Annotated in this window: 18 protein-coding genes; 9 read left to right on the forward strand and 9 right to left on the reverse strand. The window is 67.4% G+C overall.

Translation table 11 applies throughout. The features are described 5' to 3' along the window. Window positions 1-14 precede the first annotated feature (14 nt). Window positions 15-494 (forward strand): TetR/AcrR family transcriptional regulator, encoded by a 480-nt coding sequence (locus JOD27_RS40520; RefSeq protein WP_204767679.1) that lies wholly within the window; start codon window positions 15-17, stop codon window positions 492-494. Then, the gene (locus JOD27_RS40525) at window positions 491-1,657 is read left to right on the forward strand and encodes an FAD-dependent oxidoreductase (protein ID WP_204767680.1); all 1,167 of its coding nucleotides are present in this window, start codon (window positions 491-493) and stop codon (window positions 1,655-1,657) included. The genes JOD27_RS40520 and JOD27_RS40525 overlap by 4 nt, the downstream gene beginning before the upstream one ends. Here JOD27_RS40525 and JOD27_RS40530 read toward each other — a convergent pair. From JOD27_RS40530 to JOD27_RS40550, 5 genes are all read right to left on the reverse strand, one after another. After that, window positions 1,644-2,348, reverse strand: a complete 705-nt coding sequence (locus JOD27_RS40530) for a cobalt-precorrin-6A reductase (protein ID WP_204767681.1) — start codon at window positions 2,346-2,348, stop codon at window positions 1,644-1,646. The two genes, JOD27_RS40525 and JOD27_RS40530, sit on opposite strands and share 14 nt — an antisense overlap. Beyond that, the gene (cobM, locus tag JOD27_RS40535) at window positions 2,345-3,085 is read right to left on the reverse strand and encodes a precorrin-4 C(11)-methyltransferase (protein ID WP_204767682.1); all 741 of its coding nucleotides are present in this window, start codon (window positions 3,083-3,085) and stop codon (window positions 2,345-2,347) included. Before cobM ends, JOD27_RS40530 begins: the two co-directional genes overlap by 4 nt. Then, complete coding sequence (gene cbiE / locus JOD27_RS40540; RefSeq protein ID WP_204767683.1) at window positions 3,082-4,230, reverse strand: precorrin-6y C5,15-methyltransferase (decarboxylating) subunit CbiE; 1,149 nt, start codon at window positions 4,228-4,230, stop codon at window positions 3,082-3,084. Before cbiE ends, cobM begins: the two co-directional genes overlap by 4 nt. Beyond that, window positions 4,211-4,591, reverse strand: a complete 381-nt coding sequence (locus JOD27_RS40545; RefSeq protein WP_372441796.1) for a PPOX class F420-dependent oxidoreductase — start codon at window positions 4,589-4,591, stop codon at window positions 4,211-4,213. The genes cbiE and JOD27_RS40545 overlap by 20 nt, the downstream gene beginning before the upstream one ends. Window positions 4,592-4,977: 386 nt before the next feature. Continuing rightward, on the reverse strand, window positions 4,978-7,248 hold the full coding sequence (locus tag JOD27_RS40550; RefSeq protein WP_239571264.1) for a pectate lyase-like domain-containing protein: 2,271 nt from the start codon (window positions 7,246-7,248) through the stop codon (window positions 4,978-4,980). Between the two features lie 123 nt (window positions 7,249-7,371). Here JOD27_RS40550 and JOD27_RS40555 point away from each other — a divergent pair, with 123 nt between their 5' ends. Together JOD27_RS40555 and JOD27_RS40560 are read left to right on the forward strand one after the other, a co-directional pair. Continuing rightward, window positions 7,372-8,211, forward strand: coding sequence for a helix-turn-helix domain-containing protein (locus JOD27_RS40555; protein WP_204767685.1), 840 nt, complete (start codon window positions 7,372-7,374; stop codon window positions 8,209-8,211). Next, a complete protein-coding gene (locus JOD27_RS40560; protein ID WP_204767686.1) occupies window positions 8,189-8,368 on the forward strand; it encodes a DUF397 domain-containing protein in 180 nt (59 codons plus the stop codon). Before JOD27_RS40555 ends, JOD27_RS40560 begins: the two co-directional genes overlap by 23 nt. On the opposite strand, the gene JOD27_RS40565 is transcribed toward JOD27_RS40560, so the two are convergent. Genes JOD27_RS40565 through JOD27_RS40580 form a run of 4 tightly spaced genes read right to left on the reverse strand, consistent with a single transcriptional unit; the run spans window position 8,346 to window position 12,464 of the window. After that, window positions 8,346-10,010 (reverse strand): aminotransferase class V-fold PLP-dependent enzyme, encoded by a 1,665-nt coding sequence (locus JOD27_RS40565; RefSeq protein WP_204767687.1) that lies wholly within the window; start codon window positions 10,008-10,010, stop codon window positions 8,346-8,348. The two genes, JOD27_RS40560 and JOD27_RS40565, sit on opposite strands and share 23 nt — an antisense overlap. A gap of 1 nt (window position 10,011) precedes the next feature. Continuing rightward, window positions 10,012-10,770: an amino acid ABC transporter ATP-binding protein gene (locus JOD27_RS40570; protein ID WP_204767688.1), complete on the reverse strand. Its 759-nt coding sequence runs from the start codon at window positions 10,768-10,770 to the stop codon at window positions 10,012-10,014. Next, a complete protein-coding gene (locus JOD27_RS40575) occupies window positions 10,757-11,572 on the reverse strand; it encodes an amino acid ABC transporter permease (RefSeq protein WP_204767689.1) in 816 nt (271 codons plus the stop codon). The genes JOD27_RS40570 and JOD27_RS40575 overlap by 14 nt, the downstream gene beginning before the upstream one ends. Further along, on the reverse strand, window positions 11,562-12,464 hold the full coding sequence (locus JOD27_RS40580) for an ABC transporter substrate-binding protein (protein WP_204767690.1): 903 nt from the start codon (window positions 12,462-12,464) through the stop codon (window positions 11,562-11,564). Before JOD27_RS40580 ends, JOD27_RS40575 begins: the two co-directional genes overlap by 11 nt. A 135-nt stretch (window positions 12,465-12,599) precedes the next feature. Between JOD27_RS40580 and trxA the strand changes: the two genes are divergently transcribed. The 5 genes from trxA to JOD27_RS40605 all read left to right on the forward strand — a co-directional run bounded on the left by trxA (window position 12,600) and on the right by JOD27_RS40605 (window position 14,882). After that, window positions 12,600-12,965: a thioredoxin gene (gene trxA, locus JOD27_RS40585; RefSeq protein ID WP_204767691.1), complete on the forward strand. Its 366-nt coding sequence runs from the start codon at window positions 12,600-12,602 to the stop codon at window positions 12,963-12,965. Between the two features lie 33 nt (window positions 12,966-12,998). Then, the gene (locus JOD27_RS40590) at window positions 12,999-13,388 is read left to right on the forward strand and encodes a phage holin family protein (protein ID WP_204767692.1); all 390 of its coding nucleotides are present in this window, start codon (window positions 12,999-13,001) and stop codon (window positions 13,386-13,388) included. Next, a complete protein-coding gene (locus tag JOD27_RS40595; RefSeq protein ID WP_204767693.1) occupies window positions 13,385-13,672 on the forward strand; it encodes a DUF3618 domain-containing protein in 288 nt (95 codons plus the stop codon). The genes JOD27_RS40590 and JOD27_RS40595 overlap by 4 nt, the downstream gene beginning before the upstream one ends. Next, complete coding sequence (locus tag JOD27_RS40600) at window positions 13,669-13,938, forward strand: DUF4235 domain-containing protein (protein WP_204767694.1); 270 nt, start codon at window positions 13,669-13,671, stop codon at window positions 13,936-13,938. The genes JOD27_RS40595 and JOD27_RS40600 overlap by 4 nt, the downstream gene beginning before the upstream one ends. An 83-nt stretch (window positions 13,939-14,021) precedes the next feature. After that, complete coding sequence (locus JOD27_RS40605) at window positions 14,022-14,882, forward strand: chorismate transformation FkbO/Hyg5 family protein (protein ID WP_204767695.1); 861 nt, start codon at window positions 14,022-14,024, stop codon at window positions 14,880-14,882. Window positions 14,883-14,973: the final 91 nt, after the last annotated feature.

Here is a 14,973-nt window from a genome sequence, read left to right on the forward strand (position 1 = left end):
TGGTGGAGGGGTGAGTGGACCGCAAGCAGGGGATCGTGCTGGCCGCGTTCGACCGGATCGCGGAAAAGGGGTTCGAGGGATTGCGGCTGCGTGAGGTCGCGCGTGCCGTGGGGGTGGACCATTCGACGCTGCACCACCACTTCGCGACCAAGGAAGACCTGATCGCAGCCGTGGTGGACCACGCGACCGGGCAGTTCTGGCGCAGCGGTGAGCAGGCGGACGACCTCGGGTCACACCTGGAACGGCTCGGCCGGATGATCGTCGAACGGCCCGCGCTGTTCCGCGTGCTGCGCGAGCTCGATCTGCGAGCCGCCCGCGACCCGGCGGTGCGGGAGATGGTGGACGGGTACGAGGACGGCTGGCGTCGTGCGTTGGGCGGACGCACCGAGGCGTCGAACGTCGAACTCGTCATCGCCCTGGTCAAAGGGGTGAGTCTGCGGCCGGACATCGCGCCCACCGTGCTGCGCGAGCTGGAAAGGCTGATCAGCGCATGAACGTGATCGTGATCGGTGGTGGCATCGGCGGTCTCTGCCTCGCCCAGGGTTTGCGCAAGGCCGGGATTTCCGTCGCGGTCTACGAACGTGACGCGTCTCCGGATGCCAGGACACAGGGCTACCGGCTCAACGTCGAACCGGCCGGAAGCGCGGCACTGCGGGACTGCCTGCCACCCACGTTGTGGCACGAACTGGTGGCAACGGCTGGTGACCCCGGCCGCGGCATGGGCGTCTTCGACGAACAACTACGTCTGCTGATGCGGGAGAACGGAACCGAGTCCACCGACCCGGCGACGAGCTGCCACGCGGTCAGCCGCCGAACACTGCGCGGGATCCTGCTGACCGGGCTCGACGATGTCGTGCGGTTCGGCAAGGAGTTCCTGCGCTACGAACAACATCCGGACGGAACCGTCACCGCGTTCTTCACCGACGGCACCACGGCCACGGGCGATCTGCTGGTAGGCGCGGACGGTGTCCGCTCACGCGTGCGGGCTCAGCTGTTACCGCACGCGGAGGTCGTCACCACCCCCGGTTGTGGCGTCGGCGGCAAGGTGCCGCTGGACAGCAGTTGGTTGCCAGAAGCCTTGCTGACGAGCAAGAACATGATCCTGCCGCACGAGGACTTCCTGTTCACGGCGGTGTTCCGGCGCCGGGAGCAGACGGGCGCCGACGAACGCGACTACCTGATGTGGGCCTTCGTCGCCGACAGCACGGCGATCCCTCCGCGGGCCGACCTGCGCGCGGCGGTGAGCGAACGCGCGGCCGGCTGGCATCCCGCGCTGCGCCGGATGATCACCGAGTCCGATGCCGTCGAGCGCTTCGCGTTCACCAGGGCGGTCAAACCGCTGCCTTGGCACGGCACGACCGTCACGCTCCTGGGCGATGCGGCACATTGCATGCCGCCGGTCGGCGGACTGGGCGGCAACACCGCGATGCGCGACGCTCAGCTGCTGTGCCGTCTGGTGGCGACCGGTCAGCCCGACGCTGTCGCCGCCTACGAGGCCGAAATGCTCGACTACGGCTTCACCGCCGTCCGGGAAGCGTCCCGCTACCTGCGGCTGGCGATCTCTCCCAGCCGGACGCTACGACACACGGCCCGCGCGTTCTTCAGCCTGTGCGGCAAGGTAGACCCGTTGCGGCGAGTGGTCTTCAACGACTCGTGACGCCGGACAACCAAGCAAGAGCGTCCGCCACCGTCGTGACCGTCTCCGCCGACGGGAGCGGCGGGCGGCGCACGATCACGACCGGAATCTCCAGCTGCCGCGAGGCTTCCAGCTTGGCCGACGTCATCTCGCCGCCGCTGTCCTTGGTGACCAGCACGTCGATCCCATGCGAACGCATCAACGCCAGCTCACCGTCCACAGTGAACGGTCCACGCGCCAGCAGCACCTCGATTTGTTGCGGCATGGGCGGCTCCGGCGGCTCTACCATGCGCGCCAGGAACCACTGCGGACAGTTCGCGAACTCCGCGAGGTCCTGCCGCCCGGTCGTGAGGAACACCCGCGAGCCGTGCAGGTACCGCGCCGCGTCGGCGACGCTGTCCACCCAGTGCCAGCCCTCGACAGGCGTGAAGCCCGGTCGCCGCAGGATCAGGAAAGGCACACCCACCCACTCACAGGCCTCGAAGGCGTTCGCCGTGATCTGGCGCGCGAACGGATGGGTCGCGTCGACGACGGCATGGATGTCGTTGTCCCGCAACCACTGCGCGAGCCCGTCGACACCACCGAACCCGCCGATCCGGACCTCGCCGACCGGCAGCCGCGGCGAGCTCACCCGTCCGGCCAACGAGGAAATCGCAGGAACACGGGTCGCGAGCTCGCGAGCCTCGCCCGTCCCGCCGAGGATGAGGATCATCGAACGCGAGTCGCCGAGTACAGGTGGCTGTCGGGAAACTGCGTCGCCCCCAGCACCTTCCCCACGATGATCACCGCGGTCCGCTTGATCCCCGCCGCACGAACCTGGTCCGCGATGTCGTCCAACGTCCCGCGCAGCACCACTTCATCAGCACGAGACGCGTACGCCACCACCGCGACCGGGCAGTCCTGCCCGTAGTTCGGCACCAGCTCCGCGACCACGTCGGAGATCCGCTGCACGGCCAGGTGCAGCACGAGAGTCGCGTGACTGCGCCCCAACGTGTCCAGGTCCTCACCGTCGGGCATCGGCGTGGCACGCTGCGAGGTCCGCGTGAGGATCACCGTCTGCCCGACGCCCGGCACGGTCAGTTCCCGCTGCAACGACGCCGCCGCGGCCGCGAACGCGGGCACACCGGGCGTCACGTCGTACGGAATCCCCAGCGCATCCAGTCGGCGCATCTGCTCGGCCATCGCGCTGAACACCGCCGGGTCGCCGGAGTGCAGCCGCGCGACGTCCAGCCCCTGCTCGTGCGCGGATTCGAGCTCCGCGACGATCTCGTCCAGCGTCAGCTCGGCGGTGTCGACCTTCCGAGCCCCGTCAGGACAGAAGTCCAGCAGCTCGACCGGCACCAACGCCCCGGCGTACAGGCACACCGGCGACGACTCGATCAGCGAACGCCCGCGCACGGTGATCAGGTCAGCGGCGCCGGGACCAGCGCCGATGAAGTGCACGGTCACTTGGTCACGCTCCACGTCGTCACGGGCATGTGCGGCCGCCATCCGGTGAACTTGCCGACCGACGACCCGCGGTTCACCGCGATCCGCACCAGATCGCCTCCGACCTTCGCGTACCACTGCGCCACCACGGCCTCGGACTCGAGCGTCACGGCGTTCACGACGAGCCGGCCGCCGGCGCCCAGCGCGTCCCAGCACGCCTGCACCAGGCCGGGAACCGTCAGCCCACCACCGATGAAGATCGCGTCGGGCTTCTCCAGCCCCTCCAGCGCCGAAGGAGCACGTCCGATGTGGACCACGACACCGGGCACGCCCAAAGACGCGGCGTTGCGCACGATTCGTTCAGCACGCTCGGCCGACTGCTCGACCGCGATCGCCCGGCACGTCGGATGCGTCCGCGCCCACTCGATCGCGATCGACCCCGACCCGGCGCCAACGTCCCACAGGAGCTGGCCGGGCAGCGGTGCCAACGTCGACAGCGAAATAGCCCGCACCTCACGTTTGGTCAACTGGCCGTCAGTCTCGTACGCGTCGTCCGGCAGCCCGGGCACCCGCGAATAGGCGCTCCCGGCGTACTCGGCGGCGATGACGCACAACGGATCCGCACTTTCTCCGGACCACTGGTAGACCCGCTCGGCGGGCCCACCCAATTGTTCGAGCACTGTAATCGGCCCGGCGATTTCCGCAACGGTTTCGGGATCGCCACCCAGCACCAAAACCCGGCGCCCCGGCGTCAGGGCAGGTCGCAGCAGGTCCGGCGAACGGCCCACGAGCGACACGACCTCGACCTCGTTCAAAGCCCACCCGAGCCGCGCACACGCCAGCGACACCGACGACGGATGCGGGATGACGGTGACGCGCGACCCGAGCAGCCGCACCAGCGTGGTGCCGATGCCGTGGAACATCGGGTCACCGGACGCCAGCACGCACACGTCCCGGTACTTCTCGAACAGCGCGGGCAGGGCCGGGACCAGCGGCGACGGCCACGCGACCCGCTCCTCGGGCCCCGTCGGCACCAGGTCCAGCTGCCGCGAGCTGCCCATCAGCACCTTCGCGGCACGGATGGCGGCCTGTGCCGCGGGTGACAGCCCCTCCCACCCGTCGGCCCCGATGCCGACGACGACAACGTCAGACTGTTCCGGTGACACGCTTCACCTGAATCTCGATCACCACGCGCTCCGGGTTGACCCGCGGCTGCCGGTACCTCTCGGCATACCGCCGCACGGCCTCCTCCACCGACGCCGGGTCCTCGCGGACGACAGCGGGACCCTCCACCGTGGACCAGCGCCGACCGTCCACCTGGCACACAGCCGCGTACCCGGCCTTGCGGACGTGCTTGACCTTCCACGACGCACCGTGCGTGATGATCCGTGCGATGCCGTTCTCCAGATCGAGCGTCACGCCCACCGGTACGACATGTGGCGTGCCGTCCGGACGGACGGTGGACAGCGTGCACAGGTGCCGCTCGGTCCAGAACTCGGCGAACTCTGCGCCCCGCTCGATCGACATGCCACGCATCATGCAATGCCCAGCGCGCAAACCGAAATCGGGTGGCCAGAAGCCGCACCCCGCGGGTGGGTCGGCCAGTACGCCGCCCGGCTGCTGGCACCGACATCTGCAAGGACTCTGTTGGCGAAGTCCGGTGGCGTCCGGTATGTCCGTTGCAGACCGGTGCCGAAGTCGATGAACGGCACCGGGCTCGGATTCGCCAACAGAGTCCTGCAAGTACTACCAACCCAACATCAACAAGCGTTTTTCTACCACCAACACGTCCGTGCTCGAACCATGCCCCACGTCGCGCGACCGCGAAACCACGTTGATGAGGGGAGCTTTCCTCAACGCTCAACCTGAGGCTCGGGAAGCTCCCCTCATCAACCTCAACACCCGACCAGGTGCTACGGGTAGTTGACGACGTTCACCGGCACCGTGCCCGGCGGCGTCACGGCCCCGATGTCGTTCACCACGTGGGTGATCGTCCCCTGGTAGTTGAGCGACACGGTCAGCAGGTTGTGCATCCTCACGCCAGACCGCTGAGGCACCTCGAACGCGTGCTCGGCCCGCACCGACGGATTGACATTGAAGTAGCTGTAACTGCCCAGCCCCCACGCCTCGTGCGTGGTGACGTTGTCGCCGACCTTGTAGGCCGCGTACCCGGTGACCCCGTTGGGAGCCATCCAGGAGGCCTGGTTCGGCACGTCGTACGGCATCTCGTTCTGGAAGAAGATCGTCCGCCCGCCCTGGCCGTTCCAGATCACCTGGTACTTCTGGTAGTGCTCCACGAACAACCCGGTGGCCAGCACGTTGTTGCCGTTGACGACGACGCCCGTGTCACCTTCGGCCTCGGTCCAGCCCCACGTGCCGGCGTCGCCGTGGTCGGCGCGCCACGCCCAGGTGTGGTCGATGATCGTGTTGTGGCTGTTGACGACCAGGCTGTTGGTCGCCTTGCCCGCGACCGCCCCGCCGACGCGGAAGAACACGTCCTGCAACGTCGTCGGGTTACCGGCGTGCGAGGCCGACGAACCCGACGGTCCGACCGTCAGCAACGCGGAAGAACGCGTCGTCCCGGCGTCGAACAGAATGCCCTTGATCCGCACGCCGTCGACGTCCGCGACCTGCATGGCGTTGACGCCGTTGTCCGGCACGATCGTCGCGTAGCCGATGCCGAGCACCACGGTGTCCTGGCGGGTTACGTTGATCGTCTGGTTCACGTGGTAGATGCCGGGTGTGAAGAACAGGTTGCAGCCGTTGGCCAGCGCCGCGTTGATCGTGGACGCCGTGTCACCGGACTTCACGACGTAGAACTGGCTCATCGGCAACGACGTCCCGGGCGTGCCGCCGCCGATCCACGACGCCCCGGAAGCGTTGGTGCGCAAGGAAGGCAGGAACACCCGGTACTTGCCGCCCTCGAAGTAGAGGTACGGCACGTCCCGCGACACCGGCGTGGTGGCGAGAGTCGTCTCCGGCGGCGACGGGAACGTGTTGGCCGGTGCTCCAGGCGTGCCGGAGAACACCATGTTCCACACACCGCCGTCCCAACTGCCGTAGTTGGAATCGCGCGTGTACCACTGCTGCTGCGAGATGGACGCTGTCTGACCCGACACCCGCGTATCAGCCGTGTAGCCACCAGAGGCATACCCGTACGACGCCGGGTACAGCGCCAGGTTGCCGCGGATGTCCATGCGCCGGAACGGCGCTGCCTGCGCCACGGCCCACCGGTTGGTGCCGCTGCTCGGGTTGACCGCCATGTTCTCGGCCGAACGCCAGAAGTTCTGCAGTGCGACACCCTTGTCCGACTCGTTGAACGCGTCGACCGTGATGTCACCGTTGATCACGACATCGCCGGGGTTGCGCCCAAGACCCGCAACGGACGTGTAGTAGCCCACGTCGTCATGGACGTTGTACGTGCCCGGCTTGAACAGATGCGCGACCCGGCGCGGCGCCATCTGCGCCGTCAGCGTGTCCTTCTGCATGTTGAAGTCCGCGTCGAGCTGCGACTGGATGCTCGACGCGGACATCGACGGGTCGAAGATCCGCGTGTTCGGCCCGAAGTTCGGGTTGTCGGACTGAACGCAACCCTGCTGCGTGCCGATCGTGTACGTCGCACTGGCCACGGCCGAGTTCGTGAGACCGGACTTGATACCGATCACGTTCACGGTCCTGGTATCGGGAACGGAGATCGGCCCGGTGTAGAGGGGAGACGACGCGGTCGGCGTCGAACCGTCCACTGTGTACCGGATCGTCGCGCCCGAGGTGGCCGTCGTGATCGTCACGGTCTGCCCGGACGTGTACGAGCCGCCGGGCGGGCTGAACGCCGGCGTCGCGACCTGCGCGGGCGCGCTGCCGTGGGTGTAGGTGAAGTGCGGGGTGTCGTACTGCGGCCCGCTCTTCTCGTAGGTGAACCAGTACTCGATCACCGTGCCCGACGACAGCGCCCCGACGGTCTTCTGCCAGGTCCCGGCGTTGTTCGTCATGCGGAAGTTCTGCTGCGGAATACCGGTGACGAGGTAGTGCACGTCGACGTACAGGGCAGGGGTCGTCGGCGTGAAGTCGATCCTCGCCTGAGTGGCGTCCAGCGCCGTCACGTTCTGCGTGTAGTCCTCGGCCGCTGAGGCCGTGGACGACGCCAGTGACGACAGGGCAATCGCTGTGGCGGCCAGGCCGGCCAGCCATCTCACCTTTGAGAGCGCTCTCACACCTGGAACGGTAAGCGGCGGAGGTCCGCTGAACAAGCGACGTTTTCACCCGAACGAGCGAGTTCTTGTATTGGATACAAGCCATAGCGTCGGCCTATGACTCCCTCCACCGCGTACAGCAGGGACCTCGGCGACGAGCTACGCCGACTGCGCGAGACGTGCACCGGCCTCAAGGGCCACGAGCTGGCCAAGAAGCTCGGCTGGGACCCGAGCAAGGTCTCCACCATAGAACACGGCAAAGCCCGCGCCAGCGAGATCGACCTGATCCAGTACTTGTCCATGTGCGGCAAGGACATCGACTACGTAGTGGACTTCAAGCAGCGCTACCAGTACGCCTTCGACGAGTACATCGTGCAGGTGTCGGACAACCTCCGCACGGTCGCGATGGCGGAGTCCACCGCCACCGCGATCACGAGCTACTCGCCCCAGTCGGTGCCGGGCTTGCTCCAGACACCGAAATACGCCGACGGTCACTTCCGGATGACCGGGATGGTGACAGAGGAGCGGATCCCGACCCTCGTCCAGTTCCGGACCGACCGTCAGGCCATCCTGCGCCGATACAACCGGCCGACTTGCGTGTTTTTCGTTCATGAGAACGCGTTGCGGTTGCAGATCGGCGACAGCCGCATCATGGAAGACCAGTACGTCCGGCTGCTGTTCGACGCGCACGCCATCCGAATCGTGCCCGCCGATGCTCCTGTCGTCGCTTCCAGCTGTGCGCTGTGGGAATTCGACAAGGCGCGGCCCGTGGTCTACAGCGAAACCGAGCTCACGAACGTATACGTGCAGGATCCTGGCGCCATCGCACGAACGCGACTGCTCTTCGATCGCCTGGATCAGGTCGCCTTGAGTGCGGAACAATCGCGGAGCAGGCTGGCGGAGTACGTCGGCCAACCGCGAGAGGAACCCTATGATGCAGGACCGCACCTGGCGTAAGAGCAGCTACAGCGTCGGAACGGAAGAGGGTGAGTGCGTCGAGGTGTCGCTGGCCCACGACGCACTGGTCCGGGACTCGAAGAACGCGAGTGGCGGCGTCCTCGCGTTCTCGGCCCCTGCCTGGAACGCGCTGATCAGGTCCCTCGGTTCTCGTTGAGGTAGTTGTAGATCGTGTAGCGGGTGACCTCCAGAACACCCGCCAGATGGTCGACCGAGTCCCGGATGAGGAAGAACCCCGCCTCGTCCAGGACTCGCACGACCTGCGACTTGTGCACCTTCTTCATCAGCTCGACCGGCACCCCGACATCGGCGATCGCCTTCTCGACGAGCACCCGCTGCAACGTGTCCACGTCCTGTGGAAACGACTCAACGGGTCCTGAAGCCTCGTGCGCAGCCAACTTGTTGACGCACAAGCACCCCACGGCAACCCCGTTCGCATCCCGCACGAAGGTCGTCGACGACCAGATCGCCCGCCCGTCCGGCGCATACGTCTCGTAGCCGGGCATGTCGGTGGTGGTCCCCCGCCGGACCAGCCCCAGCAACAGGTCGGTCATCGGCCCGCCCACCTGCCTCCCTGTCAACGATCCGGCGATGGCGATGATCGAGTTCGGCAGCCGTGACAGGTCGTGCACCACGACCTCGGTGTCCGGCCCCAGGGCAGCGGCCAGACTCTCGACCGTCGGCACCAGCGCCGACAACGCCGCGGGCACCGGCGAAGAAGCAGCCCCGGACAGCGACTTCAACGCGGCCCGCACCCGTTCCAGCGTCCCGCGCGTGGTCGTGGCGTGCGGCGACAAGCGGACGTGCTCAGGCCGCACGGTCGCGGTGACTCCGAAGGCGTTCAACGCCTCCCCGACCACCGAAGCCGCCTCGGGCATCGTGAACGCCAGGATCCCCGCACGGCGTTCCCGAGCCGACACGATCTCGCCACCACACGACAGCACGATCTCTTCCAGCTCCGCGACCACCTCGCCGACCGCAGATTCGAGCGTCGACACACCCGCGAGCTCGACCAGCTCCAACGCCTCCGCGAACGCACCGGACACGACCGGCGAGAGGTTGGTGATGTTCCAGGACGCGGCATCGGGAGCGGCGTCGTGCACCGAGTCGTCGAACAGACCCGCGTCCACCGCGCCGGTCCAGCCCGACAGAACCGGCGAAAGCCGTTCCAGAGCGCGGTCGGAGAGCACGACGAAACCGGTGCTCCACCCGGCCCGCAGCCACTTCTGCCCGCCGACGACCAGCACGTCGGCGACTTCCCACGGGTCGTCGACCACGCCGAAGCCCTGGATGCCGTCTACGACCAGCAGACGGTCGCCGATCACCGAGCGCAAGGTCTCCAGGTCCGCGCGATAACCGGTGCGGAAGTCCACAGCGGACACCGACAACGCGGAAACCTCCGGAACCAGCCCGGCGGCCACCGCGTCCGGCGTCACCGGGCCGTCCAGCAGCACCGACGGCAGACCCGCCCGCACCCACGGATAGGTGTTGGACGGGAACTCCGCGGCCGAGTACATGACCGTCCCGGAAAGCCCGAAAGCGGCCTGGAACAGCCCGATCGACGTGTTCGGCACCAAAGCGACATGATCGGTGTCCGTGCGGCACAGGCGGGCCACGGCGGCCTTCACCCGTTGTTCCTCACGCATCAGCGTGTCCACTGTGGAGGGACCGGCGAGCGAGGCCTGCTCCATCAGCCGCGAGGTGGCCTGCACCACCGGGATCGACGGCGGGCCGAAGCGGGCGAAGTCGAGGTACCCCTCCGGTTCGCGGAACTGGGCGAGGTACGAGGAGTCGATCAACTCAGAACACCTTTGCGAGGAACTGTTGCGTGCGCGGCTGCTGTGGATTGTCCAGCACGTCGGCCGGTGTGCCGCTCTCCACCACGGCTCCGTCGACGAGGAACACCACGCGGTCGGCGACCGAGCGGGCGAAGCCGATCTCGTGGGTGACCACGATCATCGTCATGCCGTCGCGGGCGAGCGAGGTCATCACGTCGAGCACCTCGCCGACCAGCTCCGGGTCCAACGCGGACGTGGGCTCGTCGAACAGCATCAGCTTGGGCTTCATCGCCAGAGCGCGCGCGATCGCGACACGTTGCTGCTGGCCGCCGGACAGCTGCCCCGGATACGCGCCCGCCTTCTCCGCGAGGCCCACCCGTTCGAGCAGGGCCAGCGCCTCCGTCCGCACCTCGGCCCGGTCCCGGCGCAGCACCTGGACCGGGCCTTCCATGACGTTCTCCAGCGCCGTGCGGTGCGGGAACAGGTTGAACCGCTGGAACACCATCCCGACGTCGCGCCGCTGCCGGGCGACCTCGTGTTCGCGCAGCTCGAACAGCTTCCCGCCGGCAGCCCTGAACCCGACCGGCACGCCGTCGACCCAGATCCGGCCGGCGTCGATCGTCTCCAGGTGGTTCACGCAGCGCAGGAAGGTCGACTTCCCCGCGCCGGAGGGGCCGAGCAGGCACACGACCTCGCCGCGCTCGACCTCCAGGTCGATCCCGCGCAGCACCTCGGTGTGCCCGAACGACTTGCGGACCCCGATCGCCTCAACGAGGGCCATACGCACGCTCCAGGTAGTGCTGCCCGACCGACGCGAGGGACACCATCACGAGGTACCAGGCCGCGGCGGCGAACAGGGTTTCCATGATCTCCAGGTTGCGCGAGGAGATGTTGTTCGCGGCGTGGATGAGCTCCAGGAAGGCGATCACCGACGCCATCGAGGTGCCCTTGATCATGTTGATGAAGTTGTTGCCGGTCGGCGGGATGATCACGCGCATCGCCTGCGGCAGCACGACCCTGTGCAACGTCGTCATCGGGGTCATGCCGATCGACTTCGCCGCCTCGGTCTGACCCGCGTCGACGCTGCTCAGGCCCGCGCGGACGATCTCGGCCATGTAGGCGCTCTCGTTCAGGCCCAGCCCGAGCAGTGCCGCGACGAACGCGGTCATGACCACGTTGGTGGGCACCGAGAACAGCATCGGGATGCTGATGTTCTTGAACACCAGCGCGAGGTTGAACCAGATCAGGATCTGCAGCAGCACCGGCAGCCCGCGGAACAGCCAGATGTAGCCGACGGCGAACCACCGCGCGACGGGGTTCGCCGACAGCCGCATCAACGCGATCACGACGCCCAGCACGATCGCGCCGCCCTGCGCGCAGACGGCGAGCACGATGGTGTTGAGCAGGCCTTCGAGCATGACGGGGTGCGTGAAGAACCCCGGCACGTCCTCCCACTGGATCTGCGCCTCGGCCATCGCCCAGCCCAGACCCGCGATGACCAGGACGATCACCGCGCCGCTGAACCACCGCCAGGGGTGGCGCAGCGGCACGACGACCAGGTCTTCCCTGAGATCACTTGCCATTGATGGCGGCCTTCGCGATCGCGCCCTGCTTGATGTCCCAGGTGGTGAGGATCTTGGTGTAGGTGCCGTCGTCGATCAGCGACTGCAGCGCGCCCTTGATCGCCTCGCTCAGCTTGGCGTTCTGCTTGTTCACGCCGATGCCGTACGGGCCGCCGTTGATCGGCGGGAGCTGGACGACCTCGAAGTAGCTGCCGTCACCGGCGGTCTTCGCGACGTAGACGGCCGTCGGCAGGTCGTTGAGGATCGCGGCGACCCGGCCGGTGCGCAGCTGGTTCTGGTTGCCGGTGTCGCTGTCGGTGACGCTGAGCTGCACCTCGGGCTTGCCGGCTGCCACGCACTTCTGGCTCTGCTCCTTGGCGAACTGCTCCTGCGAGCTGCCGAGGTTCACCGCGACACCCTTCCCGCACAGGTCGTCCGGGCCCTTGACGCCCTGGGGATTGCCCTTCTGCACCATGATCGTGATGCCGGAGGTGAAGTAGTCGACGAAGTCGATCTTCTGCTGGCGCTCGGCGGTGTCGTTCATCGCCGCCATCGTCACGTCGACGCGTTTGGTCTCCAGGCTGGTGATCAGCGAGCTGAACGCCATGTCGCTGTGCTCGGCCTTGAGCCCGAGCTTCGCGGCGATGGCCTTGATCAGGTCGACCTCCGAGCCCATCGGGGTCTTGCCGTCCTGGTCGTAGAAGTTGTTGGGCGGGTTCTGGATGTTCGACCCGACCCGCAGCTTGCCCGCCGAGGCGATCTCGGCCGGGACCAGCGCGGCGAGCTGGTCGTCCTTCTTGACCGACGACAGGTCGGACGACGGCGGCGTGGACGTCTGCGTGGTGTCAGACGTGGACCCGCAGGCGGCGAGCCCCAGTACGAGCAGCGAGGTCACGAGCAGGCGGCGCATCATGGCGGGGACCGTACAACGTGGAGTTGAGGACGTCCACAAAAAGTTGAAGTACGGGAGTGGCGGCGCCCACCTCGGGAATTCCACCGGCGTCGAGTCCGTTGAACGGGGTACCCCCAGCGAAACGAGGAGGACCACATGGCGACGGTCGAGCTGACCACGGAGAACTTCGACGAGGTGGTCGGCGGATCCGACATCGTCCTGGTCGACTTCTGGGCCGAGTGGTGCGGCCCGTGCCGCGCGTTCGGACCCACGTTCGAGGCCGCGTCGGAGACGCACGAGGACCTCGTGTTCGGCAAGGTCGACACGGAGGCGCAGCAGGAGCTGGCGGCCACGTTCGGCATCCGCAGCATCCCGACGCTGATGATCGTCCGCGAGGGTGTCGTGCTGTTCGCGCAGCCGGGCGCGCTGCCCGCGAACGCGCTGGACAGCCTGATCCAGCAGGCGCGTGACGTGAACATGGAAGAGGTTCACGCGCAGGTGAGCCAAGCCCAGCAGGGCTGATTGGTCCAGATCGGCTGTGGGTACCTGACGTGCATGAACACCGACACGTCGACCGCACAGCTGGTCAACCAGCTGTCCGAGCAGGTGAGCAGGCTCGCCCGCGATGAGATCCGTCTCGCGGTCGCCGAGCTGAAGGACAAGGGCAAGCACGCCGGTGTCGGCGCCGGGATGTTCGGCGCGGCCGGCGTGTTCGCGTGGTGGGGCGGGCTCAGCGTCGTCGCGGGCCTGATCCTGCTGCTGGCATTGGTAGTTCCGCCGTGGGCGGCCGCGTTCATCATCGCGGCCGCCCTTCTGCTGATCGCGGGCATCGCCGCGCTCATGGGCCGCAGCCAGGTCAAGCAGGCGACTCCCCCGGTGCCGCGGCAGGCGATGGACAACGTCCAGGAGGACATCGCCACGATCAAGGAGCGTGCGCACCGATGAGCGACCCCAGGGAAGAGCTGCAGCGCAACGTCGAACGCACCCGCCGCGAGCTCGGTGAGACCGTGGAAGCGTTGGCGCACAAGGCCGACGTGCCCGGCCGGGTGAAGGAACAGGCGCGCGAGACCAAAGTCAGGATGACCAGGGCCACCAGCGAGGCGATCGACTCGCTGCCGGAGCCGGTGGCGGAACAGGTCGAGAAGGCACGCCGGCATCCGGCGGCCATCGCGGCGGTGCTGATCGCACTCGTCCTCGTCATCTGGAAACTTTCCAGGAGGAATGCATGAAGTTCCTGTACCGCCCACTGGGAATGCTGCTCGGCGCGTTGGGAGGTTTCCTCGCCACCGCGATCTTCGGTCAGGTCTGGAAAGTCGTCGCGGGTGACGAAGAAGCGCCGAGCGCGACGATGAGGAACCGGACGTGGCGCGAGGTCCTGCTGGCCGCGGCCTTGCAGGGAGCCATCTTCGGCCTGGTGAAAGCCGTGATCGACCGCGGTGGAGCCAAGGGATTCCAGAAGCTGACCGGCAAATGGCCAGGCGATGAAGAGGATTGATCGTCTCTCCAAACGAGACGCGGAGGTACACGCGAGGAGTTTCGCGACTTAACCTGGCCCGGTCGCCTGCGGAAGGGCCAGTGATGACTCGTCAGTTGCGGGCTCGTGCGCTGTCCTCGAAGTTCGAGCCGCTCACCGCGGTCCCGGACGACCCGGCCCGCTCCCGGTTGGGCGTCGTGAGGTTCGCCGGCACGTCGTTCAACCCGGTGCTGCGGGCCGGGTATCCGGAACTGACGGTCTTTCTCGCCGACGACGAGAGCGGTTTCGCCGAGATCTGGACGAGTTCACGCGGCGTGGAATCCGGCGAGCACAAAGCGATCACCTACGCGCACGACGGCGAATACCTGTTCTGCGCCGGACGAATTCCCCCGTGCGACGAGCACACCTACGCCGCGCGGCTCGCGTTCCGCGCCGCGCTGGAAATCGCCGGGAAACTCGGCTACCACCACGTCTTCCGGATGTGGAACTACCTGCAGGACCTGAACCCGCGGATGTACCGCGAGTTCCTGCTCGGCCAGGCGGAGGCGTTCGCGAAACGGCCGGTCACGTGGAGCGGCCTGCCCGCGGCGGCCGTGGTCGGCTCACCCGGCGGCGGCATCGTGTTCCACCTCCTGGCGTGCCGCACCGGCACGCCGGTCACGATCATCACGCCGAATGGCGCGCGGGGCGTCTACCTGCACGGCAGGCTGTTCTTCACGGCACCGTCGCTGGACGACGCCGAGGAGCTGATGAGCGCGGCGAACCTCGCGCGGTGGGGCGTCGACGACGGTTTCGGGCTGCACGACATCACGTCGTTGAAGGTCTACGCGCGCCAACCGGGTGATCTTTCGCTGGCGCGGTTCGAGTGCGACACCCGCCTGGATCGGGAGGCGAGCGTGGCATTTCTGCTGGCCACGCTGCTTCAGGAAGACAATGTCCTGGAGTTCGAGGGCGTCGTCGGCTAGGTGTACTGCCCCGCGAGGTTGCGAACGGTCCGACACGTGATCGGATGATCTTGGAATGAGGGAGGGCCTCCGGGTTCGGTGTGGATTGCGA

This window comes from Lentzea nigeriaca (assembly GCF_016907955.1).
Lineage (GTDB): Bacteria > Actinomycetota > Actinomycetes > Mycobacteriales > Pseudonocardiaceae > Lentzea > Lentzea nigeriaca.